The organism is Allobosea sp. 10N428, from assembly GCF_056394545.1.
The window spans coordinates 127295-152538 of sequence record NZ_JBFTIC010000006.1 but is presented as its reverse complement, the minus strand read 5'-3'; the positions used below and the strand labels follow the sequence as shown (position 1 = coordinate 152538).

The window sequence follows — 25244 nt, the reverse complement described above, 5'->3', positions numbered from 1 at the left end:
CGATGTGGCCGGCGGAATGGAATTGCGCATGGGGTCTGGTTACGGCGGGGCTAACGATCGAGGACGAGCCGGATTTGGGCCGAGTGCGATCAGTTCCTGGAGCCGGCCGTGGCTCGCCAATCGGGACTCGCCGCCTGCGGGATCAGTGCAGGCAAATGCCCGAGGGACATGTCCGAATGCTGCGCGCCGCGGCCATGCTCGGCTGTGCGCAGCATTCAGGGATGTCATTCAACGAAGGTTTCCTCGCGCTTGCTTTTGATCGCCGGCAGCACCACCAGCACCATGAGCAAGATCGACATCGCCAGGAAGAATGCGCTCAGCGGGCTATAGAGGAACGTCATCGGGTCGCCGCGCGAGAGCAGCATCGCGCGCCGCAGATATTCCTCCATGATCGGTCCGAGAATGAAGCCGAGGATGAGCGGCGCCGGTTCGAACGCCAGCTTGACGCAGGCGTAGCCCAGCAGACCGAAGAGCGCCAGCAACAGGCAATCGAATGCGCTGTTCGACAAGCTGAACACCCCGATACCGATGAACACCAGGATCGCCGGGAACAGCAGGCGGTAGGGAACGCTCAGAAGTCTGATCCACATGCCGATGAGCGGCAGGTTGAGGACGACCAGCATCAGGTTTCCGATCCACATCGAAGCGATGAGGCCCCAGAAGAGCTCCGGCTTCTGCGTCATCACCTGCGGGCCTGGCGCGATGCCCTGGATCATCATCGCACCGATCATCATCGCCATCACCGCATTGCCGGGAATGCCGAGTGTGAGCATTGGAATGAATGAGGTCTGCGCGCCCGCATTGTTGGCCGATTCCGGCGCCGCGACGCCCTCGATGGCGCCCTTGCCGAATTGCTCGGGATGTTTCGAGATCTTCTTTTCGAGCGTGTAGGCGGCAAAGGACGCGAGCAGCGCGCCGCCGCCGGGCAGGATCCCGAGCGCGGAGCCGAGCGCCGTTCCGCGGAGAACCGGCTTCCAGGAGCGCCTCAGATCGTCCTTGGTCGGATAGAGATGGCTGACCTTGTTGACGAAGATCTCTCGCTCCTCCCTTTGCTCGAGGTTCAGAATGATCTCGGCGACGCCGAAAATGCCCATGGCCACGATCACGAAGCCGATGCCATCCGACAATTCCGGTATGCCGAACGTGAAGCGCAACGTGCCGGTCGTGACATCCGTGCCGACGAGGCCGAGCATGAGGCCGAGCAGAGTCATCGCCACGGCTTTGAGCAACGAGCCATTGGCGAGCACCACCGAAGTCACCAGGCCGAGCACGACCAGCGAGAAATATTCCGCAGGCCCAAAGGCCAGCGCCAGTTCCGCGAGGGGGCGCGCCGCGAAGGCAATGACGAGCGTGGCGACGCAGCCGGCGAAGAAGGAGCCGAGCGCGGCGATGGCGAGCGCAGGGCCGGCGCGCCCCCGGCGGGCCATTTGATAGCCGTCGAGACAGGTCACGACCGATGTCGCTTCGCCCGGCAGATTGACGAGGATCGCCGTGGTGGAGCCGCCATATTGCGCGCCGTAATAGATGCCGGCGAGCATGATAAGGGCGCCCGTCGGATCGAGATTGAAGGTGATCGGCAACAGCATCGCGATGGTGGCGAGCGGACCGACCCCGGGAAGGACGCCAATCAATGTGCCGAGCAAGGCGCCGATCAGCGCAAACAGCAAGTTGAGCGGCGATGCCGCGACAGAGAAACCCAACCAAAGATTGCCGACGATATCCATGGCGTCTTCAACCCGCTCAGAATGATGGCCAGACAGGGAAGGGCAGGCTCAGCACTTTCACGAAGATGAGCGCCGAGAAGATTGCCATCGCCGCGGCGAGGGATGCGACTTCCTTCCAACGGAATTCGTGGCCGGCCGCGGCGCCGATCAAAACAAGGACGACGATCGCGACGAGCAGCCCGCATGGGCCGACGAGGTAACCGAAGCCCGCGATGGCCGCGAGAATGAGGAGCAGCGGCCGCCAGTGGAAGCGGCCAATCTGCGGCCCACCGGCTGCCAGCGCGTTGAGGGCGATGATCAGGCCGAGCGATGCCAGCAAGGCGCCGAGGATAACCGGAAAATAGGCCGGTCCCATCCGGACCGCGCTTCCTATCGGGTAGTGGATATAGGCCCAGACCGAGCCGAACAGGCCGACCGCAATCAGCAAAAGGCCGGACCAGAGGTCCGCAGACCGCTTCGCCATAGTTGTCCCCCCAACATTTTTCTCTTTTCGGGCCGTTATCGGTCCGGTTTGTTTGGGTGGCAGCCGGATATGGAAGCCTACCGATTGTTGGTATACTACCTTTATATGCAGCCTGGCAAGACGAGGGCTCGGTCACGGGCGGCGCGTATCCGGCGGCGCATCGGCGGCGCGGCCGCTCATCCGCAGACGCGGCGCCTCGGACCCGACTCAACTTCTCGAGACTGGTTCAGCCTCGGTGAGATTCGAGAGGAGAGTGCGGGAGCGCAGTTGCGTCAGGAGCGACGCGCGGACGCCACCTCAGAAGGAGGGAAGCCGATTGCCACCATGCTCGGATCATGCCCGAGCCTGACGCAGGGAATCATGCCTCAGAGCAACGGATCTGCTGGACGCGCTTGGGCATCTCGCCGACGGCCGGGATGAACTGGCCGGTGCCCGGGTCGAGGATCATCAGCACGCCGGTTGCGACGGCGAAATAGGCGCCGTGCAGGTGCAGCCTGCCCTTGCTCTCCAGGATCTGGACGCAAGGGAAAGTGCGGAGATTGGCGAGCGATTGCTGGATCGAGGCGAGCTCCAGCCGCTGGAGATAGTCGTCGAAGTTCTCGTTGCGGCCGCGCCCGCCAGTGCGTTCGGCGGCCGGGCCGATCAGGGTGATCCATTTCCCGATGAAGTCGCCCGGCGAGAGAGCCTGCTGGCTGTCGTCGGCGAAGGCGCGGATACCACCACAGCGGCCGTGGCCGAGCACGACGATGTGCCGGACCTTGAGGGCCTGCACGGCATATTCGAGTGCCGCCGAGGTGCCGTGCAGCTGGTCGTCCGGCTGGAATGGCGGCACGAGATTGGCGATATTGCGGGCGACGAACATCTCGCCCGGACGCGCATCGAAGATGACTTCCGGCGAAACGCGCGAGTCGCAGCAGCCGATCAGCATGATCTTCGGCGTCTGGCCGTGCTCGCCGAGCTCTTCGTATCGGTCCTTTTCGCGGAGGAAACGGTCGTCGAGGAAGGCACGGTAGCCTTCCGTCAGGCGCTGCGGGAATGGCTCTGCAGGCTTGTCCATGGCCCCTCTGGAACAGGAAACCGCGGCTTTCGTCAAGTCGATGTTGCGGCGCGGGATCGGCGAACCCGCTTAGGTGACCCTGTCGAGGCATGCGGCCAGCGCCGCGGCCAAGGCGGCGGCATCGCCTTGCAGAGCCACGGTTTTCACCCGTGCCGTGGCCCCGCTCGCGATGGAAAGCTGTGATCGGGGCAGCCGCAGCTCGCCAGCCAGCAGCCGGATCAGAGCGGCATTCGCTTCGCCATCCGTCGGGGCGGCGCGGACGCGGGCCTTCAGGACGAGGCGGCCGTCCGCGAGCGCCTCGACGCCATCAAGCGCATCGCGCCCGCCGCGCGGCGTCAGTCTGACGTCGAGGGCGAGGCCCTTCCCCGTTTCGCGCCAAGGCCGGGCGGTCGGCTCGCTCATCAGCCCTCTCTTCCGGAAGGGGCGGCCATGCGCCGCCGCCACATGGACATATGCCTGTCGTCGCCTAGTCTGAGGCGCCGGCCCGTGCGGCATAGCGCTTCCGAGGGCCCGTGCGCAACGGAGACCGAGCCTTGACCGAACCCTGCGATCTCAGCGCCGTCGACGCGCGCGCCCTCATCGGCGCCAAGAAACTGTCCGCCCGCGAACTGCTCGAAAGCTGCATCCGTCGCATGGATGCGGTCGATCCGGCCGTGAATGCGATGGTGGCGCGTGACGACGAGGCGGCGCGCAAGGCGGCGGCCGCCGCGGACGAGGCGACGGCGCGCGGCGGCAAGCTTGGCGCGCTGCACGGCCTGCCGGTCGGCATCAAGGATCTGGAGAACGTCGCCGGCCTGCGCACCACCTATGGCAGCCCGCTCTATCGGGATTTCGTGCCGAAGGAGGACCAGCTGATCGTCGCCTCGGTGCGCAAGGCCGGCGCGATCATCGCCGGCAAGACCAACACGCCAGAATGGGGCGCCGGTGCCAATACGCGCAACGCCGTCTATGGCGCGACCGGAAATCCATTCGATCCCTCGAAGAGCGCAGCCGGATCCTCCGGCGGCTCGGGCGTGGCACTGGCGACCGGCATGGTCCCGATCGCGACCGGCTCCGACACGGGCGGATCGCTGCGCAATCCGGCGGCCTTCAACGGCATCGTCGGGTTCCGACCGACGCCGGGGCTGGTGCCGAGCGAGAAGCGGCCCCTCGGCTGGAACCCGCTGCCCGTGCTCGGGCCGATGGCACGCAACGTGCCGGATCTGTGCCTGCTGCTCTCGACGATGGTCTCCGACAACGGCGCCGACCCGCTGGCGACGACGATCCGTGGCAAGACGGTGCGGAGCCCCGAGGATTTTGCCCGGCCCGACGCCATCGATCTCGCCTCGCTAAAGGTCGCGCTGACGCCGGATTTCGGCTTCGCGCCGACCGAGCGCCTGATCCGCGAGAGCTTCGCGGAGAAGACCGGCGCCTTCAGCCATCTCTTCCACGCGGCTGAGGAGGCGACGCCGGACTGCGACGGCTCCGACGAGGTCTTCGAGATCCTGCGGGCGGTCAACTTCCTCGCCAGCCATCTCGACAAGGTGCGCGACACGCCCGAGATGGTCGGGCCGAATGTCCGCGCCAATGTCGAGGAGGGGCTGGGCTATTCCGCCCTCGACGTGACCAGGGCGATGAAGCAGCAGACGGTGATCTATCATCATTGGCAACGCTTCTTCGAGCGCTACGACGTCATCCTCTCGCCAGCGGTGACGCTGAGCCCGCGGCCCTGGACGGAGCTCTTCCCGGCCGAGATCGACGGCAAGCCGACGCGGACCTATTTCCATTGGCTCGCGCTCGCCTATGCCGTCACCAATGTCGGCCATCCCGCGATCTCGCTGCCGGTCGGGCTCGATCGCAACGGCATGCCCTTCGGCCTCCAGATCGTCGGCCCGCGCGGCGGCGATGCCAAGGTTCTAGCGGTGGCTGCTGCCCTGGAAGCGGCACTTGCCGGCGACGCGCTGACGGCGCGGCCGGTCCCGGATCTGGCCAGGCTCGCCAAGGCGCGGCCGATCAGCGAGAGCCCGAATTTCATGGGGTTTGCCTGAGCAGGACCGCGCAGACATCACCAATCAAAAAAGGGGAGAACACAATGAAACGTCGCGATTTTCTCACCGGAACGGCGGCTCTCGCCATTGCCGGCCCGAGCCTGATACGCACTGCTGCCGCGCAGAGCGCCGCGGTTCTCAAGTTCGTGCCTCAGGCGAACCTGACAGCGCTCGACCCGATTTGGACGACGGCGACCGTGACCAACAACCACGGTTACTACGTCTTCGACACGCTCTATGGCGGCGATGAGGACCTGAAGCCGCAGCCGCAGATGGCCGAGGGGCATGAGGTCTCGGCCGACGGCAAGACCTGGCGCATCCGCCTGCGCGAGGGCCTCGCGTTCCATGACGGCGCGCCGGTGAAGCCGGCCGACTGCATCCAGAGCATGAAGCGCTGGTGCCAGCGCGATCCCTACGGGCAGTTGCTCGCCAAGGTGGTCGAAGTCTGGAACGCACCGGACGAGCGCACCATCGAGATCAAGCTGACCCGGCCCTTCCCGATGATGCTCGACCTGCTCTCTAAAGCGGACAACCCGCCCTTCATCATGCCGGAACGTCTGGCGCAGACCGACGCGACCAAGCAGGTGACGGAGATGACCGGCTCCGGCCCCTACAAGTTCGTCGCCGGCGAATTCGTCACCGGCAGCCGCGCGGTCTATGAGAAGTTCGACGGTTACAAGCCGCGCAGCGAACCGCCGAGCCGCAATGCCGGCGGCAAGGTCGCGAACTTCAAGCGGATCGAATGGCACATCCTGCCCGACCCGGCGACGGCAGCGGCGGCCCTGACCACCGGCGAAGTCGACTGGTGGGAGCGCCCGCTCGCCGACCTGCAGCCGATGCTGGCCCAGAGTCCCGACATCAAGCGCGAGGTCATCGACAAGGCCGGCCGCGGCGCCATCATCCGGCTCAACCATCTCCAGCCCCCCTTCAACAATCCGAAGGTGCGCGCCGCCGTCCGCATGGCGGTGAAGCAGGAGGATTACATGCGCGCCGCCCAAGGCGACGACACCTCGATGTGGCAGGTCTGCCGCAATCTCTGGTGGCGCGGCACGCCCTACTATACCGGCGAGCAGGAAGACCTGATGCCGGGCAGCATCGAGAAGGCCAAAGCCGCCCTCAAGGAATCCGGCTACAAGGGCGAGAAGGTCGTCATCATCAACCCGACCGACTTCCCCGATATCGGCCCGCTCGGAGAAGTGACCTACGAGCTGCTTAAGCAGCTCGGGATGAATGTCGAGATGGCGGCGAGCGACTGGGGCACGGTGATCCAGCGCCGCAACAGCCGCGAGCCTGTCGAGAAGGGCGGGTGGAGCATCTTCCACACCACCGGCTCGGCCGTCGGTTGGGGCAATCCGGCGCTGTCCAACCTCGTGCGCGGCCAGGGCGAGAAGGGCTGGTTCGGCTGGTGGACGAGCGACAAGGCCGAGGGCTTGGCCGAGCAATGGCTCTACGCGCCCGACGAAGCCGCCCAGAAAAAGGTAGCTGCCGAACTCGGCCGGCTGGCGCTGGAGGAATGCGCGACCATTCCGCTCGGCCAGTTCGTGATCCGCACGGCCTATCGCAAGAACCTGACCGGCATGCTGCCGGGCTCGGCGCCCTATCCCTGGGGGCTGAAGCGGGTCTGAGACCGCACGTCAACGCTACTGCGGCGGTCGACTGACGGCGTTTTCTGCGCTTCCGGTGCTCACGTACTGATGTACGCTCCGCTCCGGTTCTCGAAAACACCGCCATTCGACTCCCCGCAGCGCGTCGCCAAGCTATCTCCACGGGGTTGATTGCAGGGAGCGGGAGCAATCCCGCCCCTTAATCTCCCGATCAGTGCCGGGCAGCGACTGCGGCAGACCACGGCGAGGCGGCGTCGCTCGATCCTTCGGCGCCGTCGCGGTCGACACGGATGAAGTTCGGGCAGGCGAAGTTGATCGGCATGACAGCGTGTTCGGCCAGCGTCGTCGGGCCAGCCTGTTCCAGAGCGGCCAGCGCCTCGGCCGGCAGCCGCAGATCGGCAGTGGCGGAATCCGGGCCGGAGACGTCGATGCGCGGCTGATGCGCCGTTTCCTCGGTCCCCATGCCGAAATCGAGCTGCCAGGCCAGGGTCTGGTAGACGCTGGCGAGGATGCGCCGCCCGCCCGAGGAGCCGGCCGCCAGGCGCGGCCAGCCGCCATCCCGCGGCGTCACCACGACCGGGCACATGTTGCAGAGCGGGCGGGCGCCGGGCGCGATCGCGTTGGCGCTGCCGGGGCGCGGGTCGAACCACATCATGCCGTTGTTCATCAGCACGCCGGTCGAGGGCAGCACGACGCGGCTGCCCATCGAGGAAAGCAGGGTGGTGGTGACGGTGACGAGATTGCCTTCGCCATCGGCCACGGTGAGGTGGGTGGTACAGGTGTCGCCCGGCTCCTTCGCGGCGGTCGCGGCGCCGAGGCCGTCGAGGCGTTCGCGATAGGCCTGCCGCATGACGCGCGAAAGCTGGGCGAACCAACTGGCCGTGGGACCTTCGCCGTCGATCGGCGCATCGGTCATGCCCGCGATGACGCGCTCCAGCGTCGGAGCGGCGGTGAGGCCGCCGGCGGTGTGGACGAGGTGGCTGCCGCGCCAGTCGATCGTCGGCGCGGGACGCAGCTGTGCGACGCAGCCGGCGAGATCCTGTTCGTCCACTACGCCGCCAGCCGCTGCGATATCGGCCGCGAGATGGCGGGCGACGTCGCCACGGTAGAAGTCGTCGAGGCCGGCCTCGGCCAGCCGCTCGAGCGTGCCGGGCAGCCGGCCCAGGGTCATGAAACCGGGCGTGCCCTGGTAGGGCGGCACGGGCGGCAGTCCGCCGGGCAGATAGATCCGCGCGCTTTCCTCATAGAGCCGCAGTACCGAAGCCGAGGAGGCGATCTTCAGCGTGGTGTACCAATCGGCCGGCAGGCCGCGCCTAGCGAGCGCGATGGCCGGTGCGAGGATGTCCGCGAGCGGCAGCTTTGAGCCGAAGGCCTCCTTGAGCTTCGCATAGCCCGCGACGGAGGAGGGCGTGACGAAGGAGAGGGGCCCGTGGATGTTGCGGTCGCCGACGACCTCTGGCCAGGTGAAGAGGTCCTTCTTCATCTCGCCTGTAAGCGGGTAATCGGCAGGATCGGCGCGGCGCGGCGCGACCGGCCCGAAATCGACGACCTGCGCCCGGCTCTCGCCTGCCTTCAGCACGACAGCGAAGCCGATGCCGCCGAGCCCGCTGTTCCAGGGCTCGACCGCGGCCAGCGCGAAGCAGGCCGCGATTGCGGCGTCGGCGGCGTTGCCGCCTTGCTCCAGGATCGCGGTTCCCGCTTCGGCGGCCTCGCGGCTCTGCGAGACGACGATACCGTGCTTGCCGCGGGCGGCAGGCTTGGTCAGAAGCCAGTTCTGGCTGCGATAGGGGCGGGCGGCTGCGGCCATGCTGGCGACCTCGGGCGATTGCAGAGGCCGCCATACTGCATAGGGCTCGCGGCAACGTCGAATGCGTCGTCGCGGCCGGAGAGCCGCGCCGCATGCAGGACGGACGCCGTCAGAACACGTTGGGGTAGATGTAGCGGACGATGACGCTCTGGATGAAGTAGATGATCAGCAGCAGAATGATCGGCGAGATATCGATGCCGCCGAGATTGGGCAGCATGTTGCGGATCGGGCGCAGGGCCGGTTCGGTGACGCGATAGAGCGAATCCCAGACGGTGGAGACGAACTGGTTGCGCGTGTTGATGACATTGAAGGCGATCAGCCAGCTCAGCACCGCCGAGGCGATCAGAAGCCACACATAGATCTGCAGAGCGAGCAGAACCACGTCTAGAACGGCGCGCATCGATCTTCCCTTTTTAGCCTGACTGGAGAGGGTTCGCGGAATATCCCCTGCTCGCGCCAAATCAGATGGCGGAAGTGATTGACATCCACGCGGCGCACGGCCTAGAAGGCCAGCGCCTTGGGGCTGTAGCTCAGATGGGAGAGCGCTGCAATCGCACTGCAGAGGTCAGGGGTTCGAATCCCCTCAGCTCCACCAAGGCCACCCTTAAAAACAACTTGGCAGATTCAACGGCTTAGTTGAGGTCACGGGTTCGTCTTGCTCCTGGCGATGCCCTGGGCGTGCCAAAAAATCGCCATGAGCCCCAGAGCCCCCCGGGGATCGCCCATTCGCCGGCAGCCGCAGCCCGCAGCCACTGGCCAGGGACTGCGTCATCGCCTGCTTGCCTTCAGCGAGGCCAAGCTGGCCGTTCAGGATTTCGGTCCAACGCCGATGATGCAGCGTTTCCGGGTTTCGCGCGCATCTATCTTGGATGTTCAATGCGGAGGGCTGCACCGCGGCGCTCGTCGGCGACAAAGCCTCCCTCAGCTTCTCCTCAGCCGGTGGCCGCCATGGCCGCCGCGGCGACCAGACGTTAGACTGAGGTCGGCCATGCAATGGGACGAGGCCGAATTGATGCGAATGCGCCGTCGCGGCGGCGTCAGAGAACAGGGGCGTATCTCGTGGACCGCTTCGATGCCATGCAGATCCTGCTCGCGGTGGTCGACGCCGGCAGCTTGTCGGCGGGCAGCCGCAAGCTGAACGCGCCGTTGCCGAGCGTCAGCCGCAAAGTCGCAGAGCTCGAGCGCCATCTCGGCACGCGCCTTCTCGTCCGGACAAGCCGCAACATCCAGCTCACCGACGCAGGCCGCGACTATGTCGATGCGGCGCGCCAGATCATGGCGCAGATCGAGGATGCGGAACTGCGTGCCTCGGGTGAATATGACAAGCCCCGAGGCGTCCTGACGATCACGGTGCCGATCGCATTCGGGCACGATCATGTGCTGCCGCTCGCCTATGACTTCCTGTGCGAGCACCCCGAGATCGCGCTGAACGTGCTGTCCGTCGATCGTGTCGTGAGCCTCGTCGACGAGCATGTCGACATTGGCATCCGGCTCGGCGAACTCGCCGATAGTTCACTTCATGCGGTGAAGGTCGGCGCGTTCGGCTTCGTGACCTGCGCCAGCCCGGCCTATCTGGCGCGCAAGGGCCACCCGTCAAGCCCGGAGGAACTCGATGGTCATGACGGCGTCGTTTTCGGGCAGATCGTCGAGCCGGGCTGGATCTACCAGCAAGACGGCCAGAGGCTTGAAGGCAAGCCGAACATCCGGATGCGCGCGAACACCGCGGCGGCGACCGTCACGGCCGCCCTGCGTGGGGTCGGCATCATCCGCGCCCCGCAATATCAGGTCGCCAGGCAGGTGCAGTCGGGCGCCCTGGTAGCCCTGCTCGAGACTTATGAGAGCCAGTCTTTCCCGGTCCATCTCATCTATGCCCGCCAAGGGCTGCTGCCGCTCAAAGTGCGCGTGTTCATCGACTGGATGGCGCCGCGGCTGAGACGTGCCTTGAAGGATCTCGCCGCATGCGGCACGGCGGAGGACCCGGCGCGGGAATAGTAGCCTTCCATCGGCATCGGCCGGCGCATATCGGCCCCTGAGAGCCTGCCTATCGATTTGACCGTCTGCAGGCGAACCGAGGTCTCCACTAGGTATCGGGCACCCCGAATACCGGAACAGGAGACTTGAACATGTCTGCCAAGACTCTCTTCGCCGCCCATGTCCACACCGTCGGAGGCCGCGAGGGTTGGGCCAAGAGCTCGGACGGCCAGCTCGACGTCAAGCTGTCGGTGCCCGGCTCCAACCGGCCCGGCACCAATCCCGAGCAGCTCTTCGCGGCCGGCTGGTCCGCCTGCTTCGAAGGCGCGCTTGGGCATGCAGCCAGGGAGCTGGGCGTCAGGCTTCCGCCCGAGACCGCTGTCGATGCCGAGGTGAAGCTCTCGCTCGACGACGCAGAGGGCTACTTTCTGGCTGCCCGGCTGAACGTCACCATCCCCGGCCTTGCCGAGGACGTCGCGCAGCAGCTCGTCGACCGCGCCCATGCGACCTGCCCCTATTCGAAGATGACGCGCAACGGAATCGACGCGAGCGTCGCACTCGCGGTCGCTGCTTAGGCCAAGCCGGGGTTCGCGGCCCCTGACGAATTCCGCCTCCGACACGTCAGGGGCGGAAGAGGGCCGCGACCCGATTTTCCGCATTCGCCAATCTGAAAGGGCCGGGCCATGAGCCAGCACCAGACGGTTTTCGCAATCGAGAGGCTGCTTCCCGCGGGCGATGCCGCGCCCGGCATGAAGATGCCGCAGGAGCCGATTCCCCTGGCGCACACCGCACCGGACGAGACACCGCAGCCGGCCCGCAAGCGCCGGCTGCGGCCGCTGCTGTTCGCGGGCGTCGCGCTCGCCGCCCTGGCGGGCACGGCCGATTTCGGCTGGCGCTACTGGACGACGGGGCGTTTCGAGGTCTCCACGGACGATGCCTATGTGAAGGCCGACAGCACGACGATCGCACCGAAGATCTCCGGCTATGTCGCGGCCGTGCTGGTACGCGACAACGAGGCGGTGCGGGCTGGGCAGCTCCTCGCCCGCATCGACGACCGCGACTTCAAGGTCAGCCTGGCTCAGGCCAGCGCGCAGGTCGAGGCGGCACAAGCCAACATCGCCAACAAGCACGCCGCGCTCACCGCCCAGTTCTCCGCAATCGACGCCGCGAAGGCGACGCTGGAAGCCGACAAGGCCACCCAGACCTTCGCCGAGCAGGACGACCAGCGCTACGCCCAACTGGCGAAGGCCGGCTACGGCAGCATCCAGAACACGCAGCTCGCGACTTCGCGCATCGGCGTGGCCCGCGCGGCGGTGACGCGCGACATGGCAGCCCTCGCCAGCGCGACCACGCAGCTCGACGTGATCAAGGCCGAGCTCGCCCAGGCGCAGGCGGCACTCGACAGCGCCAGGGCCGCGCAGGATCAGGCGGAGCTGAACCTGTCCTACACGGGCCTCGTCGCGCCGGTCGACGGCGTCGTCGGCAACCGCACCTTGCGCGCCGGCCAATATGTCCAGGCAGGGACGCAGCTCATGGCCGTCGTGCCGACGGAGGCCGCCTATATCGTGGCCAATTACAAGGAGACGCAACTCGCCGGGGTCGAGGCTGGACAGAAGGTGACGATCGCAATCGACACTTTCCCCGGCCGGGTCTTCCAGGGCCATGTCGACAGCCTCTCGCCCGCCAGCGGCCAGGAATTTGCGCTGCTGCCGCCAGACAATGCCACCGGCAACTTCACGAAGGTGGTGCAGCGCATCCCCGTGAAGATCGTGCTCGACCACGCAGGAGCGCTGCCCGTCGTGCTGCGAACGGGCATGTCTGTCTATCCGACGATCGACACGAGGTCCGCGGCGACCAAGGCGGCTACGGCTTCAATGAGCATCGAGTGAGTGCGTTCAGACGCCCGTCTTCCCAGCCGGGACACGGCAGGAGGGAATGATGTCCACCATGACACCGACGATTTCACCCGCCCCTCGCGAAACCGCTACGGCGGCAGCCTCGCCCGAGAAGGCCAGCTCCGCCGCCTGGATCGCGGTGGGCGCCGGCATGATCGGCGCCTTCATGGCGATCCTCAACATCCAGATCACCAATGCCTCGCTTCTCGACATCGAAGGGGGCATCGGTACCGGCGTCGATAACGGCGCCTGGATCTCGACCTCCTATCTCATCGGCGAGATCGTGGTGATCCCGCTCACCGACTACCTGAGCCGCGTCTTTTCGTTCCGCCGCTACATCCTGGCCAACGCCATCCTGTTCCCGATCTTTTCGGCAGCCTGCGCCTTCGCCCATGATCTCGGCACGATGATCGTGCTGCGCGGCCTGCAGGGTTTTGCGGGCGGCGTGCTGATCCCGATGGCCTTCACCATGGTGCTGACCAAGCTGCCCAAGCCGCAGCAGCCTTTCGGGCTCGCGCTCTTCGCGCTGTCGGTCACCTTCGCGCCCGCGATCGGCCCGACCATCGGCGGCTACCTGACCGAGAACTATGGCTGGCAGTCGATATTCTTCGTCAATGCGCCGCCCAGCATCGCCATGGCCGTCGCGCTCTTCTTCACGCTGGAGAAGAAGCCGATGCAGCTCGCTTTGCTCCGCGACGGCGATTGGGCGGGCATCGTTACCATGGCGATCGGTCTCTCGGCGCTGCAGACCGTGCTTGAGGAAGGCAACAAGGACGATTGGTTCCAGTCCCCCTTCATCGTCCAGCTAGCGGTCATCGCGGCGATCTTCCTGACCGCCTTCATCGTCATCGAACTGACCGTCGCGAAGCCCCTGGTGCAGCTTCGCCTCCTGAAGCAGCGCAATTTCGGCATCGGCGTTTTGGTCAATGTGCTGGTCGGCGTCGCGCTCTTCGGCACCGTCTACATCCTGCCGCAGTATCTCGGCCAGGTGCAGCGCTACAATGCCCAGCAGATCGGCCTCGTGCTGGCCTGGACCGGCCTGCCGCAACTGCTCATCATCCCGCTCGTCCCGCTCCTGATGAAGCGGTTCGGCGCGCGCCAGGTCGGCTTCGTCGGCATCAGCATCTTCGCTGCGAGCTGCTTCATGAACGTCACGCTGTCGTTCGACAGTGCCGGCGATCAGTTTTTCGTGCCCAACATCGTGCGCGCCATCGGCCAAGCGCTGGTGCTGACGCCGATCACGCTCATCACCACCGCGGGCATCGCGCCCGGCGAGGCGGCCGCGGCGTCAGGCCTCTCGAACATGCTGCGCAATCTCGGCGGCGCGGTCGGCACGGCGACGCTGGGAACCGTGCTCAGCAAGCGCGAGCAGTTTCACTCCAACATCATCGGCCAATCCGTCACGCTCTATCGCGAGGAGGTGCGCGACAGGATCGACCATCTGACGCAGTATTTCGTGGCGCATGGCCTGAGCGATATCGCCATCGCGAAACAGAAGGCGATTGCCGCGATCGGCGCGAGCGTGCACCGCCAGGCGCTCATCCTCGGCTTCAGCGACACCTTCGCGGTGATCGGCGTGGTGCTCGCGCTGGCGGCCGTCGCGCTGCTTTTCACACGGAAGGTCGACCTCGGCGGCGGAGGCGGTGGCGCGCATTGACCGCCTTGCGGCGGGCCGGCAAAATCGGCTGTTCAGCCCGCCGGCCTGCGATACACAACCAGTCGGGCGGTGAGGATCTGCAGAACCTCGCCGCGCTGGTTGAGCGTCCTGCTGACGATGGTGGCGATGCCGCGATCGGGGCGCGAACGGGAGGGGACGACGTTTTTCACCTCGCTTTCGACATGGAGGATGTCGCCCGGCCGCGTCGGAGCCGGCCATTGGATCTCCCCGCCCGCGCCGATGATGCCATTGGCGAGCGGCAGGCCCGACTCGACATTCAGCCGCATGGTGATCGCGGCGGTGTGCCAGCCGCTGGCCGCGAGGCCGCCGAACAGCGTCTTCTCGGCAGCCTGCCCGTCGAGATGGAAGGGCTGGGGATCGAACGCCCTAGCGAAGGCCTTGATCTGCTCTTCGTCGAGCGCATGGGAAGCGCTGACGAAGGTCTGCCCGGGCTCGAGATCGTCGAGATAGAACTGCTTCACGTCGCGCCCTCCCTTGCCATGTCGCCCGTCCAAAGGCCGCAGCGCTGCCGGCCCCGCACCCGGCAGGCAGCGTGCGTCAGCATATGGGCAATCACCAGCGCGACGCACCTTGCGGGGCGCCGCGCCGGAAAATGGATGAGGCGCCCGCTCAGGCGAGGTAGCCGGAGACGCCGTCCCACAAGAGCTTCAAGGCCGTCACGACCAGCAGAGCATAACAGGCGCGATAGACCTGGCGCTGATCCAATGCGCCATGCAGCCGCCAGCCCGACCACACGCCCGCGGGGATGGCGAACAGGCAGATCGCCGTCAGCATCCAGGTGCCGGCCGCCGGCTGCACCAGCAGCAGCCACGGCACCAGCTTGGTGGCGTTCCCGACAGTGAAGAACAAACTCGTCGTGCCCGCATAGATCTCCTTGGTCAGGCCGAGAGGCAGCAGATACATCGCCAGAGGCGGACCGCCCGAATGCGCCACCATCGTGGTGACACCGGAGGTAAGGCCGGCGGCGATCGCCTTGGGCGTGGAGCGAGGCTGGTGCGTGACTTCTCCGCCCCGCAGGAGCCAAAGCCCGACGAAGACCAGCGTGATCACGGCCATCATGATCGCGATGGCCCGATGATCGAGGGCGCGGAACAGCAGATAGCCGAATCCGACGCCAGTCACGAGCCCCGGCAGGAGCAGTCTGAGATCCGGCCTCGACCAGGTCGAGGGCTTCCAGTACCGCAACGCGTAAAGGTCCATCGCGATGAACAGGGGCGCGAGCAGGCCGCCTGCGGTGACCGGATCCATCACCGTCGACAGGAGCGGAATGCCGACGATGGCGAAGCCGCCACCGAAAGCGCCTCTCATGAAGCTGATCAGGAAAACGCCGGCAAAGGCGACCAGGATGGTGGCGAGCGTCAGTTCCATGTCGCAGCCTCCGCATCGGTCGCGCGCCGGCGAGCGCCGACGCACGCATTCCGGGACATGAGGATGGGCATCGTCACCTCCGCGGCCAATCGGGAATGGAGATGTCGAGGCCGTGGATCGCAGGCTCGATCTGGCCGCGCGTGAGGCCGATGTCGAGCAGCTCGGAATCGCTGAACTCGCGAAGCCGCGCGAGGGCCTCGCGACGGGCGAAATAGCGTGCGATGCCGCGGCGGCAGACCTCGAACAGCCGGAAGGCGCGGCCGGGGCCGTCGGCCGCTTCAGGCCGGGCGACCACGGAAAGGAGCATAGCCATGTCCAATCTCCTGCTCATTGCTCCGGGCAAAGCGGCGCCGCGCGCCCAGGCGCCCGGGTCAGGCCGCCCGCACATCGATCGGCGAGATCAACGCCGCTTCCCGGTGCAATCTGCTGATGCGGAGAGAATGATCCGATGATATAATCGGAGCAATCGAAACATTGCTCTCGGTGCAATAATGTCGAGACTGGATTATGTGAAGCTTGCCGACACGATCGCCGCGGAAATCGCGGAAGGGCGGCTCAGGCCGGGCGATCGCCTGCCGCCGCAGCGCAGCTTCGCCTATGACCGCAACATCGCGGTCTCGACGGCGAGCCGGGTCTATGGCGAGCTGCTGCGCCGCGGGCTCGTGGTCGGCGAAGTCGGCAGAGGGACGTTCATCTCGGGCGAGGCCAGGCGCGGCGCGACTGCGCCGGGCGAGCCGCGCGGCATCCGGATCGATCTCGAATTCAACTATCCCCTGCTTTCCGACCAGACCGCGCTCATCGCGAAAAGCCTGACCGGCCTCGACCAGCCGGCGGCTCTCGATGCCGCCCTGAAGCAGGGCACCAGCATCGGAAGCCCGTCGGCTCGCAGAATCGCAGCGAGCTATCTCTCGCAGGCCGGCTGGGCCCCATCCGCCGAAGAATTCGTCTTCACCGGCAATGGGCGCCAGGCCATTGCCGCCGCGCTCGCCGCGACCGTGCCGACGGGCGGACGCTGCGGCGTGGAGGCGCTGACCTACCCGTTCATCAAGGGCGCCGCCGCCCGGCTCGGCATTTCGCTGGTGCCGCTGGCCATGGACGATGGCGGCGTCCGGCCCGATGCCGTGGAGAAGGCACATCGCGAGGCCCATCTCTCGGCCATCTACATCCAGCCCGCGGTCCAGAACCCGCTGGGCATGACGATGAGCGCATTGCGTCGCGCCGACCTCCTGCGTGTCGTCGAAAAGCTCGGCCTCACGGTCATCGAGGACCATGTCTACGGCTTCCTCGACGACGAGCCGCCGCTCGCGGCGCTCGCGCCGGAATCCTGCATCGTCCTCGATAGCCTGTCGAAGAAGGTCGCGCCGGGCCTGACGCTGGGCTTCGTCGTGCCGCCGCCACGTCTGCGTGAGAGCGTGATCGCCGCCGTGCGCTCGGGCGGCTGGACGGCATCGGGCTTCGCATTTGCGGCCACGCAGCGGATGATGTCCGATGGCACGGCCGCCGAGCTCGTCAGGCTGAAGCGCAGCGATGCGCGGGCGCGTCAAAAACTGGCGGCTGATCGTCTCTCGGACTTCACGATCCAAGCCAACGAGAAATGTTACCATCTGTGGCTGACCCTGCCGCCACACTGGCGCTCGCAGAGTTTCGTCGTCGCCGCAGCCCGGCGCGACATCGCGCTGACCCCCTCGACCACTTTCGCGGTCACGCCCGGCCACGCGCCGAATGCCGTCAGGCTGGCGCTGGCGGCACCGGCGATGGATCAGCTCGATAGCGGTCTGCGGACCCTCGCGGCGATGCTGAACGCGAGGGAGGACGACTTCTACGCAACGGAATGAGGCCAGCCTCGCCGTTGCTCTCACCTCGCCAGCAGGCAAGGGCCTCGATGACATCGAGGCCCTTCGTCGCGGGCAGAAGCGTCAGGCCGCAGCCCGGTAACGAGGCGCAGGTTCGGCCGTCGACAGCTTGCCGAGCATCGCCTGCCGGGCGGTTTCATAGGCATCGAAGAGACGGCCGTCCTGAAGGGAGGGGATGCTGGCGAATTCGCCGCGATCGAGCCCGACGAGCGCCGCATCGACGAGGTCTTCGCTGCGCATCACGATCGCGCTCGGCAAATGCTCGACCGGCCGCCCGGCGATCGCCCAGAAATCGGTGGCGGTGGCGCCCGGCAGCACGACCTGAACGGTGACGCCGGTCCCCGCGAGTTCGTGCCGCAGATTCTGGCTGAAGGCGAGGACGAAGGCCTTGCTGCCACCATAGACGCCGTTCAGGACCTCCGGGTTGATGGCGACGATCGAGGCGATGTTGATGATCGCCCCCGCGCCGCGCGCGACGAATTGCGGGACCACGGCATAGGTCAGGCGGGTGAGGGCGGTGACGTTGAGCGCGATCAGCGACGTCATCTGGTCGATGTCGGATTCAAGCAGCGTCAACGCCCCGCCGAGACCTGCATTGTTGACGAGGAGAGTGACGTCGGGGGTTTCGCGAAGGAAGGCCTCGACGCGGGCGAGGTCCGAAGCGTCCGCCAGATCGGCGGGCAGGACATCCACCTTGCGGCCGGTCCTGGCGCCGATCCGCTTGGCGACATCGGCGAGCCTGTCGGCGCTGCGCGCGACCAGAACGAGATCGTACCCGCGCTCGGCGAGCCGATCGGCGTAGACCGCCCCGATGCCGCTCGATGCGCCGGTCACCACCGCTGTTCCCATGGTATCTGACATTCTCATATCTCCCGCGTTGATCCACGAGGCGTCATGCTCTCGCGCCATCTGGTGACGGAGGAGATTAGGGTTGGCGGATGTCGTGCGGCAGCGATCCAGATTGAAAACCTGCCTCTCAAAACGAGGGGGTTGAGGCAGAGCGATCGGTGCGATTGCGCCTGACCTGCCCGATGGAGCGGGCGGGCTTCAATTTCCTGCATGATTGGTTTTTCTGTGGTGGCGCGATGGCGGCCGGTTCGCTCGGGCTGCATGCCATCACGCCCCTGTGAACGTCCGGCGCGGGGCGCACGGGAATAAACGGGCTTCTCGTCCGGTCTTCTCAGCATCCGCCATCGGCGGCATCGCAGGAGGCCGACATGACCCATGACCACGACAGCAATGGCGAACCGACTGACCGCCGTCATGCCCTCGAATGCATGATCTGGGCGGGCACCGGGATCCTTTGGACGGTTTCGGGCGGCGTGCCCGTGTCGCTCGGCCTGCTCGGCGAAGCCGAGGCGGCCGAAGGCGCGTCCACAGGTTTCACGTTCCTGCAAATCTCGGACAGCCATATCGGCTTCGACAAGGCCGCCAACCCGCATGCCGTCGACACATTGAAGGAGGCGATCGGCAAGGTGCGGGCACTGCCCGAGAAGCCGTCCTTCATGATCCACACCGGGGACATCACTCATCTGTCCACGGCTTCGCAGTTCGACACCGCCGCGCAGATCATCGGCGGCTCGGGGTTCGACATGCACTATGTGCCCGGCGAGCATGACGTCATCGACGAGGGGACCGGCCGCGCCTATCTCGACCGCTATGGCAAGGGCACCAAGGGCGCCGGCTGGTATTCCTTCGACCAGAATGGCGTGCATTTCGTCGGCCTGGTCAATGTTGTGAACCTCAAGGCCGGAGGACTCGGCAATCTCGGCGCTGAGCAACTGGCCTGGCTGGCAGACGACCTGAAGGCCGTCAGCGCCTCCACGCCCGTCGTCGTCTTCGCGCATATTCCGCTCTGGGCGGTTTATCCGGAATGGGGCTGGGGCACCGACGATGCGGCGCAGGCGCTCGCCCTGCTCAAGCGCTTCGGCTCGGTGACCGTGCTCAACGGCCATATCCACCAGATCATGCAGAAGGTGGAGGGCAACGTTACCTTCCACACCGCCCTCTCGACCGCCTTCCCGCAGCCGGCGCCCGGAACCGCGCCATCGCCCGGGCCGATGACTGTGCCTCCCGGCCAGCTGCGCAATCTCCTCGGCATCACCAATGTCGCGGTGAAGCGGGGCAAGGAGCAACTCGCGATCATCGACAGCACGCTCGCCGGAAGCTGAGCCCCGTGGCGCATCACAAAAGGACGACTGCCATGATCCGCACAGGCCTTGCTCCTCGACAGCTCGCCTGCTTCGCGCTTGTCGGCCTCGGCGTCATCGCCATGGCGCAGACCCCGCTCCGGGGCGCGGAGGCCTCACAGGTCAAGATCGAGAACTTCACCTTCGCGCCCAAGGCCCTCTCGGTGAAGGTCGGAACGGTCGTGACCTTCGAGAACGACGACGACATTCCCCATCTCGTCGTCGCGAACGATGGTTCGTTTCGTTCCAAGGCGCTCGACACAGGCGATTCCTACGCCTTCACTTTCACGAAATCGGGCGAATATCCCTATTTCTGTGCGCTTCACCCGCATATGCAGGGTAGCATCACCGTCACACCCTAGGAGTGCTCGGGCGAGCCGTACCCGGAGAACCGGACGATGCCGCGGTGTTGAGTGACAAAGCCTCGGCGGAACGCTTTGGCGAGGTGGTGCTGCCCCATCTCGCCGACGCCTTGGCGCTCGCCCGCTGGCTGACCGGCAATGTCGATGATGCCGAGGATGTGGTGCAGGAGGCCTGCCTGAAGGCGCATAAAGGGCTCGCAAGCTATGCGGGCGGCAATGCGCGAGCCTGGCTGCTGACGATCGTGCGCAACGAGTCCTATGCCTGGCTTGCGCGAAACCACCCGCGCCGCATCGTCGCCGTCGGCGATCTGGCCGATCTCGATGCCCTTGGGGCCTGCGCCGATACAGGGGCCGATACGCCGGAAGCGACCTTGATCGCCAAGGCGGACGCTGCGGCGCTGGAGGCGGCGGTCACGCTGCTGCCGCATCCCTTTCGCGAGGTAGTCGTGCTGCGGGACATCAACGACCTCAGCTATCGAGAGATTGCGGCGATGCTCCATGTGCCTCTGGGCACGGTGATGTCCCGCCTGTCGCGCGCGCGTCGGCTGCTGATCTCGGAACTGGGGAGCAACCGATGAAGGGAGCCATGGAATTGCCGCTGGAACCTGCGGATCTTCGGCTGCTGCTTCACGCTCTGGTTGATGGCGAACTCGATGCAGCCACGGCCCTGGCCGTGGAGCGGCGCCTGGCAGAAGATCCGGCTCTCGCGGCGGAGCACGCCCGCATCGCCGCGGCGCAGGCCGCCATTCGCAGCCTGCCTCGGCCCGAGGTCCGCGAGGAATTCCGGGCCCGCATCGCTGCGCTTGGCGCTGGCGCCGCGCTGGCGGCACGGCCGGCAGCTCCCCGGTCCGGCTCGTTCGGCTGGCGCGCGATGGCGGCGTCGGTGCTCGTCACAGCGGTTCTGGCAAGCGGGCTGACCCAATGGACGATCACACGCCGCGCGCCTGACAGGTTTGCGGAGGCGGTCGCCAGCAGCCATCGCCGCAGCCTGCTCGCCGCAAGCCCGGTGGACGTCGCCTCGTCGGACCGGCACACGGTCAAGCCATGGCTCGATGGCCGGATCGGTTTGTCGCCGGCCGCGCCGGATCTTGCGAAGGAAGGGTTTTCGCTCCTCGGGGGCCGCGTCGAAGTGATCGGGAACAGAACGGTGCCGGCTCTCGTCTACAGGCACCGGGAGCATCTGATTACACTCGTGGCCGCGCCGCAGGAAAGCGGAACCGTATCCGCGCCGGTCGCGGTCGAGCGTTCCGCCGGCGGCTTTTCATTGCTCCGCTGGACCGACGGCGCTTTTTCCTATTGGGCGATCTCGGACACGGACCGCGCCACGCTCGAGGATTTCGTCAGCCGTTTCCGGATCGCGGCCGCGGCGGGCTGATGCCGGCGTCGTCACCCCGCGAAGGGCTCCGGTCCGGCTTCGCGATCGTCAGGCGAAGTAGTCGGCCGCGATCGTCTCGTCGGGCGGCGCCGAATGAGCCTTCAACGCCCGGATGACCAGGGTCAGCACGACTGCGGTGATGAGGTTGAGCGCCAGCGTGTAGACGGCGGTATAGCCCGGGAAGACATAGCCGCCGAAGCTGAGCGGAAAAGTCGGCGTCAGATTGGCCGCGAAGGCCATGAGCGTTCCCGTGGCGATCCCGGCGATCCAGCCGATCAGGAGGGCCCAGTCGTCGAACCAGCGTGTGTAGACGCCGAGCATCACCGCCGGCAGCGTCTGGATGATCCAGATGCCGCCGAGCAGCTGCAACTGGATGGCGTATTGGGTCGGCACGAACAGAATGAAGATCAGCGCGCCCAGCTTGACGATGAGCGAGACCCATTTCGCCATTTGCGCTTCCTGCCGGTCGGTCGGGTTCCGGTTGATGAATTCCCGATGGATGTTGCGGGTATAGAGGTTGGCAGCCGCGATCGACATGATCGCTGCCGGAACCAGGGCCCCGATGCCGATGGCTGCGAAGGCGACGCCGACGAACCAGGGCGGGAAGCTGTGCAGGAACAGGGCCGGCACCGCGAAATTATTGCCGAACTCGGCGAACCCCGCCGCGTATTCGGGCATGGCGCGGACGCCGGCGGCGATCGCGAAGAAGCCGAACAGCGCCAGGAGACCCAGCAGGAAGGAATAGGCCGGCAGCATGGCCGCGTTGCGCCGCACCGCCTTGCCACTGCTGGCGCTGAGAATGGCGGTCATGGAATGCGGGTAGAGGAACAGCGCGAGAGCCGATCCCAATGCGAGCGTCGCGTAATTGCCGTAGGCGCCGGTGGTGCCGGGGCCGGGCGTTTCGAGCAGGATCTTCGCCTCCGGCACGGCGGAAAAGATCTTGGCGAAGCCGCCTAGCTGCGTCGGGATGACGATGATCGCGGTGAAGGCGGTGACATAGATCAGGATGTCCTTGACGATCGCGATCGAGGCCGGAGCGCGCAGGCCGCTCGAATAGGTGAAGGCCGCCAGGACCAGGAAGGCGATGATCAGCGGCAGGTCCGCCGCAAAGCCGGTACCGGAAATGCCGAGCGCGCCGATCACCACCTGTATGCCGACGAGTTGCAGCGCGATATAGGGCATGGTCGCGACGATGCCCGTAATGGTCACGGCCAGTGCCAGCCAGCGATTGCCGAAGCGGCCGCGGACGAAGTCGGCGGCGGTGATGTAGCCGTGCTTGTGGCAGACGCGCCAGAGCCTCGGAAAAACGAGGAACAGGATCGGGTAGATCACGATCGTATAGGGCACGGCGAAGAAGGCCACCGCTCCGGCGCCGAAAGCCAGCGCCGGTACGGCGATGAAGGTGTAGGCGGTGTAGAGGTCGCCGCCGACCAGGAACCAGGTGATCCAGGTTCCGAATCTGCGGCCGCCGAGGCCCCATTCGTGGAGTTGGTCGAGATCTCCCTTGCGCCAGTTGGCGGCCGCGAAGCCCAGCCACGTGATGAAGCCGAACAATGCCACGAAGACCGCGGTGGCGGTCCAGTTCACGTCCTGCATGACACGCTCCTGTCGGAACTCGTCGTGGTCAGGCGCAACGTCTGGTCAGGCGAGTCAATCCTTGGTCGCGAAGTAGACGATGGCTGTGAGGACGGCCCCGATCAGCACCCAGAGCATCTGGTACCAATAGAAGAACGGAATGCCGGCCCAGGTTGGTTCGATCCGGTTGTAGAAGGGCGGCCAGAGGACCGCGATGAACTGCACGATGAAGAGCAGGTACCACCAGCTCCACCCGGTCCGTCTTTCCTCGGTGCCGTTCATTCCGAGCCCTCCCGACATCATGCCTTCGGGTCAGAACCCGAATTATGCGCCTCCTGAGCAGTCTCTGGCAATGGATTTCCGAATACGCACTGCTCACCGGTTCGATACTTGTGAGAATCGGAATCGGCCATTTTGCGAGCAACGAGTATTTCGCAATCACGGTTGCGTCATTTGACGAAGCGGAGCGAGGCGCCGCACCTATCTCCGCTGGATATCAGAATGCGCGGAATGCCGGGGCGCGGGGGTATCGCCGGCAAGGCTGAGCCCGCTGACGCGGACGCCATGCTGGCCGGACCGTTACGATCGAGGTCACCGATGGCACGAAATCAATCGACGAAGCCGCTCCTCCTGTCCCGTGCCGAGCGCTACGCCGCCGGCAAGGCCCTGCGCGGCAAGGTTCCGCGCGAGAGCCATGCGCAATGGTCGCTTCGCGACGGCGGCGAGGCGGTCTCGATTCTCGCGGAGACCGATGGCAGCCGCATTCCGGAGCTTCTGCCTATCCGCTATGAGCGGATGATGCAGAATTCATTCGCCTTTCTGCGCGGTGCGGCGGCCGTGATGGCGGCGGATCTTGCGGATCTCCCATCGGTCGGTCTGGACGTGCAGGCTTGTGGCGACTGCCATCTCATGAACTTCGGCGTCTTCGCGACCCCGGAGGAGAATATCCTTTTCGACATCAACGATTTCGACGAAACGCTGCCGGGCGTCGATTTCTCCGTCGACCTCAAGCGCCTGGCCGCCAGTGTCGCCGTAGCGGGGCTCGACGCCGGTTTTTCCAAGAAGGCTGCCCGTCTCACCGTCGCCGCGACAGTCGAGGCCTACCGCCGCCGGCTGCGCCGGCTCGCCAAGCTCGCTCCGATCGAGGCCTGGCAGGCGCGCACGGAAATCGGACAGGAATTGGAGCGGATCGACGATCCGGCGCTACGCCGGCGTGTGCAAAGCCTCCTCACCAAAGCGCGGAGCAACCCGCAGCAGGACGACAACTTCCCCCATCTGGTAGCACCGGCGGACGGCTCCTGGCGCATCGAGGATCGGCCGCCCCTGATCTACCATCTCCCCGAGGACCGCGACGGCACGCGAACGCTGCAGGCCCACAAGGTCTTCCATCATTACCGCGAGACCTTGCCGCGGGAGCGCCGCGTGCTGGTTGCGCGCTACGGTCTGCGGGATCTCGCCTTCAAGGTCGTCGGCGTCGGCAGCGTCGGCACGTTCTGCGTGGTCGGATTGTTCATGACAGCGGATGACGAGCCGATGTTCCTGCAGGTCAAGGAGGCCCAGGCATCCGTGCTTACCCGGCTGACGAAGGGACGGAGCCCGGCGCAGCCCCATCAGGGGCAGCGCGTGGTGGAGGGCCAGCGCATGCTGCAGGCGGCGAGCGACGTGTTCCTGGGGTGGGCGGACGACACTGCCAGCGGGCGCCAGTTCTATGTCCGGCAGCTCAAGAACCGCCGGCTGGGATCGATCGCCGAAATGGTCGAGGGCCAAGCGCTGACCGCCTATGCCGAATTGTGCGGCCGGACGCTGGCCCGCGCGCATGTCCGCTCCGGCGATGCGGCAGCCATCGCAGGTTACATGGGCGGGTCCGAGATATTCGACGAGGCAGTGACCTCCTTCGCCATGGCCTATGCCACGCAGACCGCGCGGGACCATGCGGCACTCGTTGCCGCCAAGGGCTCCGGCAAGCCGATGGAGAAACCTGCGGTCAAAGCTGGACCGAAGGCCTCCGGTGTCGGTCGCGCCGGACACGCAACTCGCCATGCGGAGACGCGGACATCCGGCAGGCACTGACCGAAGGAGCGGCCTCGCTCCGGGCGCGGGCGATCATTCGCTGCCGAGCGCATCGCGGGCGCCGTTCCCGAGCAGGTTGACGGCGAGGATGAGCAGGCACGGCCCGGCACCGGGAAGCGCGATCAGCCAGGGATCGAACAGGATGTTCTCGCGCCCTTCTGCGGAGCTGGCGAAACGCGGTCCAATAGCTCGCCGCGGCAAGAGAGTTGCACTATGCCGAGAGCGA

At 66.2% G+C, this 25244-nt stretch carries 26 protein-coding genes and 1 tRNA gene; 14 read left to right on the top strand and 13 right to left on the bottom strand.

The window, feature by feature from the left end:
- Positions 1 to 224: 224 nt before the first annotated feature.
- The 4 genes from AC1DDA_RS19060 to AC1DDA_RS19045 form a co-directional block, all read right to left on the bottom strand.
- Positions 225 to 1724, bottom strand: a complete 1500-nt coding sequence (locus AC1DDA_RS19060; protein WP_476796936.1) for a tripartite tricarboxylate transporter permease — start codon at positions 1722 to 1724, stop codon at positions 225 to 227.
- A 16-nt stretch (positions 1725 to 1740) separates the two neighbouring features.
- Positions 1741 to 2187 carry a tripartite tricarboxylate transporter TctB family protein gene (locus AC1DDA_RS19055; RefSeq protein WP_476796935.1) on the bottom strand — a complete coding sequence of 149 codons (447 nt, stop codon included), beginning with the start codon at positions 2185 to 2187 and terminating at the stop codon, positions 1741 to 1743.
- A 358-nt stretch (positions 2188 to 2545) separates the two neighbouring features.
- On the bottom strand, positions 2546 to 3244 hold the full coding sequence (locus tag AC1DDA_RS19050) for a carbonic anhydrase (RefSeq protein ID WP_441511736.1): 699 nt from the start codon (positions 3242 to 3244) through the stop codon (positions 2546 to 2548).
- 69 nt (positions 3245 to 3313) lie between these two features.
- Positions 3314 to 3646 (bottom strand): DUF167 family protein, encoded by a 333-nt coding sequence (locus AC1DDA_RS19045; protein ID WP_476779491.1) that lies wholly within the window; start codon positions 3644 to 3646, stop codon positions 3314 to 3316.
- A 131-nt stretch (positions 3647 to 3777) separates the two neighbouring features.
- Here AC1DDA_RS19045 and AC1DDA_RS19040 point away from each other — a divergent pair, with 131 nt between their 5' ends.
- Positions 3778 to 5271, top strand: a complete 1494-nt coding sequence (locus AC1DDA_RS19040; protein ID WP_476796934.1) for an amidase — start codon at positions 3778 to 3780, stop codon at positions 5269 to 5271.
- 44 nt (positions 5272 to 5315) lie between these two features.
- Positions 5316 to 6896 carry an ABC transporter substrate-binding protein gene (locus AC1DDA_RS19035; RefSeq protein WP_441511739.1) on the top strand — a complete coding sequence of 527 codons (1581 nt, stop codon included), beginning with the start codon at positions 5316 to 5318 and terminating at the stop codon, positions 6894 to 6896.
- A 190-nt stretch (positions 6897 to 7086) separates the two neighbouring features.
- Here the strand turns inward: AC1DDA_RS19035 and AC1DDA_RS19030 are convergent, their stop codons facing one another.
- On the bottom strand, positions 7087 to 8682 hold the full coding sequence (locus AC1DDA_RS19030) for a gamma-glutamyltransferase (protein WP_476796933.1): 1596 nt from the start codon (positions 8680 to 8682) through the stop codon (positions 7087 to 7089).
- Positions 8683 to 8791: 109 nt separating this feature from the next.
- Positions 8792 to 9082, bottom strand: a complete 291-nt coding sequence (locus tag AC1DDA_RS19025) for a YggT family protein (protein ID WP_441511741.1) — start codon at positions 9080 to 9082, stop codon at positions 8792 to 8794.
- 119 nt (positions 9083 to 9201) lie between these two features.
- On the opposite strand from AC1DDA_RS19025, the gene AC1DDA_RS19020 reads away from it, so the two are divergent.
- The 5 genes from AC1DDA_RS19020 (at position 9202) to AC1DDA_RS19000 (ending at position 14205) form a co-directional block, all read left to right on the top strand.
- Positions 9202 to 9277, top strand: a tRNA-Ala gene (locus AC1DDA_RS19020).
- A gap of 464 nt (positions 9278 to 9741) precedes the next feature.
- Positions 9742 to 10674 carry a LysR family transcriptional regulator gene (locus AC1DDA_RS19015; protein WP_476796932.1) on the top strand — a complete coding sequence of 311 codons (933 nt, stop codon included), beginning with the start codon at positions 9742 to 9744 and terminating at the stop codon, positions 10672 to 10674.
- A gap of 131 nt (positions 10675 to 10805) precedes the next feature.
- A complete protein-coding gene (locus AC1DDA_RS19010; protein WP_441511743.1) occupies positions 10806 to 11228 on the top strand; it encodes an organic hydroperoxide resistance protein in 423 nt (140 codons plus the stop codon).
- A gap of 108 nt (positions 11229 to 11336) precedes the next feature.
- Entirely contained in the window at positions 11337 to 12542 is a 1206-nt protein-coding gene (locus AC1DDA_RS19005) for an HlyD family secretion protein (protein WP_476796931.1), read from the top strand.
- Positions 12543 to 12600: 58 nt separating this feature from the next.
- Positions 12601 to 14205 (top strand): DHA2 family efflux MFS transporter permease subunit, encoded by a 1605-nt coding sequence (locus AC1DDA_RS19000; protein WP_476797099.1) that lies wholly within the window; start codon positions 12601 to 12603, stop codon positions 14203 to 14205.
- Positions 14206 to 14237: 32 nt separating this feature from the next.
- Here AC1DDA_RS19000 and AC1DDA_RS18995 read toward each other — a convergent pair whose 3' ends face one another.
- The 3 genes from AC1DDA_RS18995 to AC1DDA_RS18985 all read right to left on the bottom strand — a co-directional run bounded on the left by AC1DDA_RS18995 (position 14238) and on the right by AC1DDA_RS18985 (position 15907).
- Positions 14238 to 14687 carry a MaoC family dehydratase gene (locus AC1DDA_RS18995; RefSeq protein ID WP_476779484.1) on the bottom strand — a complete coding sequence of 150 codons (450 nt, stop codon included), beginning with the start codon at positions 14685 to 14687 and terminating at the stop codon, positions 14238 to 14240.
- 148 nt (positions 14688 to 14835) lie between these two features.
- Positions 14836 to 15594, bottom strand: a complete 759-nt coding sequence (locus tag AC1DDA_RS18990) for a sulfite exporter TauE/SafE family protein (protein ID WP_476796930.1) — start codon at positions 15592 to 15594, stop codon at positions 14836 to 14838.
- Between the two features lie 73 nt (positions 15595 to 15667).
- Entirely contained in the window at positions 15668 to 15907 is a 240-nt protein-coding gene (locus AC1DDA_RS18985; RefSeq protein WP_476796929.1) for a YjiS-like domain-containing protein, read from the bottom strand.
- A 178-nt stretch (positions 15908 to 16085) separates the two neighbouring features.
- On the opposite strand from AC1DDA_RS18985, the gene AC1DDA_RS18980 reads away from it, so the two are divergent.
- Positions 16086 to 17429: an aminotransferase-like domain-containing protein gene (locus AC1DDA_RS18980; protein ID WP_476796928.1), complete on the top strand. Its 1344-nt coding sequence runs from the start codon at positions 16086 to 16088 to the stop codon at positions 17427 to 17429.
- An 81-nt stretch (positions 17430 to 17510) separates the two neighbouring features.
- On the opposite strand, the gene AC1DDA_RS18975 is transcribed toward AC1DDA_RS18980, so the two are convergent.
- Positions 17511 to 18308, bottom strand: a complete 798-nt coding sequence (locus AC1DDA_RS18975) for an SDR family NAD(P)-dependent oxidoreductase (RefSeq protein WP_476796927.1) — start codon at positions 18306 to 18308, stop codon at positions 17511 to 17513.
- 146 nt (positions 18309 to 18454) lie between these two features.
- Between AC1DDA_RS18975 and AC1DDA_RS18970 the strand changes: the two genes are divergently transcribed.
- The 5 genes from AC1DDA_RS18970 to AC1DDA_RS18950 all read left to right on the top strand — a co-directional run bounded on the left by AC1DDA_RS18970 (position 18455) and on the right by AC1DDA_RS18950 (position 21373).
- Positions 18455 to 18577, top strand: coding sequence for a hypothetical protein (locus AC1DDA_RS18970; RefSeq protein ID WP_476796926.1), 123 nt, complete (start codon positions 18455 to 18457; stop codon positions 18575 to 18577).
- An 87-nt stretch (positions 18578 to 18664) separates the two neighbouring features.
- Positions 18665 to 19618, top strand: a complete 954-nt coding sequence (locus AC1DDA_RS18965; protein ID WP_476796925.1) for a metallophosphoesterase family protein — start codon at positions 18665 to 18667, stop codon at positions 19616 to 19618.
- A 32-nt stretch (positions 19619 to 19650) separates the two neighbouring features.
- Positions 19651 to 19998, top strand: a complete 348-nt coding sequence (locus tag AC1DDA_RS18960; RefSeq protein ID WP_441511752.1) for a cupredoxin domain-containing protein — start codon at positions 19651 to 19653, stop codon at positions 19996 to 19998.
- A gap of 47 nt (positions 19999 to 20045) precedes the next feature.
- Positions 20046 to 20576: a sigma-70 family RNA polymerase sigma factor gene (locus AC1DDA_RS18955; RefSeq protein WP_476796924.1), complete on the top strand. Its 531-nt coding sequence runs from the start codon at positions 20046 to 20048 to the stop codon at positions 20574 to 20576.
- Positions 20573 to 21373, top strand: a complete 801-nt coding sequence (locus tag AC1DDA_RS18950; protein ID WP_476796923.1) for an anti-sigma factor family protein — start codon at positions 20573 to 20575, stop codon at positions 21371 to 21373. The genes AC1DDA_RS18955 and AC1DDA_RS18950 overlap by 4 nt, the downstream gene beginning before the upstream one ends.
- A gap of 48 nt (positions 21374 to 21421) precedes the next feature.
- On the opposite strand, the gene mctP is transcribed toward AC1DDA_RS18950, so the two are convergent.
- Together mctP and AC1DDA_RS18940 are read right to left on the bottom strand one after the other, a co-directional pair.
- Positions 21422 to 22969 carry a monocarboxylate uptake permease MctP gene (gene mctP, locus AC1DDA_RS18945; protein ID WP_476796922.1) on the bottom strand — a complete coding sequence of 516 codons (1548 nt, stop codon included), beginning with the start codon at positions 22967 to 22969 and terminating at the stop codon, positions 21422 to 21424.
- Positions 22970 to 23023: 54 nt separating this feature from the next.
- A complete protein-coding gene (locus AC1DDA_RS18940) occupies positions 23024 to 23230 on the bottom strand; it encodes a DUF3311 domain-containing protein (RefSeq protein WP_476796921.1) in 207 nt (68 codons plus the stop codon).
- 315 nt (positions 23231 to 23545) lie between these two features.
- Here AC1DDA_RS18940 and AC1DDA_RS18935 point away from each other — a divergent pair, with 315 nt between their 5' ends.
- Entirely contained in the window at positions 23546 to 25018 is a 1473-nt protein-coding gene (locus AC1DDA_RS18935) for a DUF2252 domain-containing protein (protein ID WP_476796920.1), read from the top strand.
- Between the two features lie 33 nt (positions 25019 to 25051).
- Here AC1DDA_RS18935 and AC1DDA_RS18930 read toward each other — a convergent pair whose 3' ends face one another.
- Positions 25052 to 25219 carry a hypothetical protein gene (locus tag AC1DDA_RS18930; RefSeq protein WP_476796919.1) on the bottom strand — a complete coding sequence of 56 codons (168 nt, stop codon included), beginning with the start codon at positions 25217 to 25219 and terminating at the stop codon, positions 25052 to 25054.
- Between the last annotated feature and the right edge of the window lie 25 nt (positions 25220 to 25244).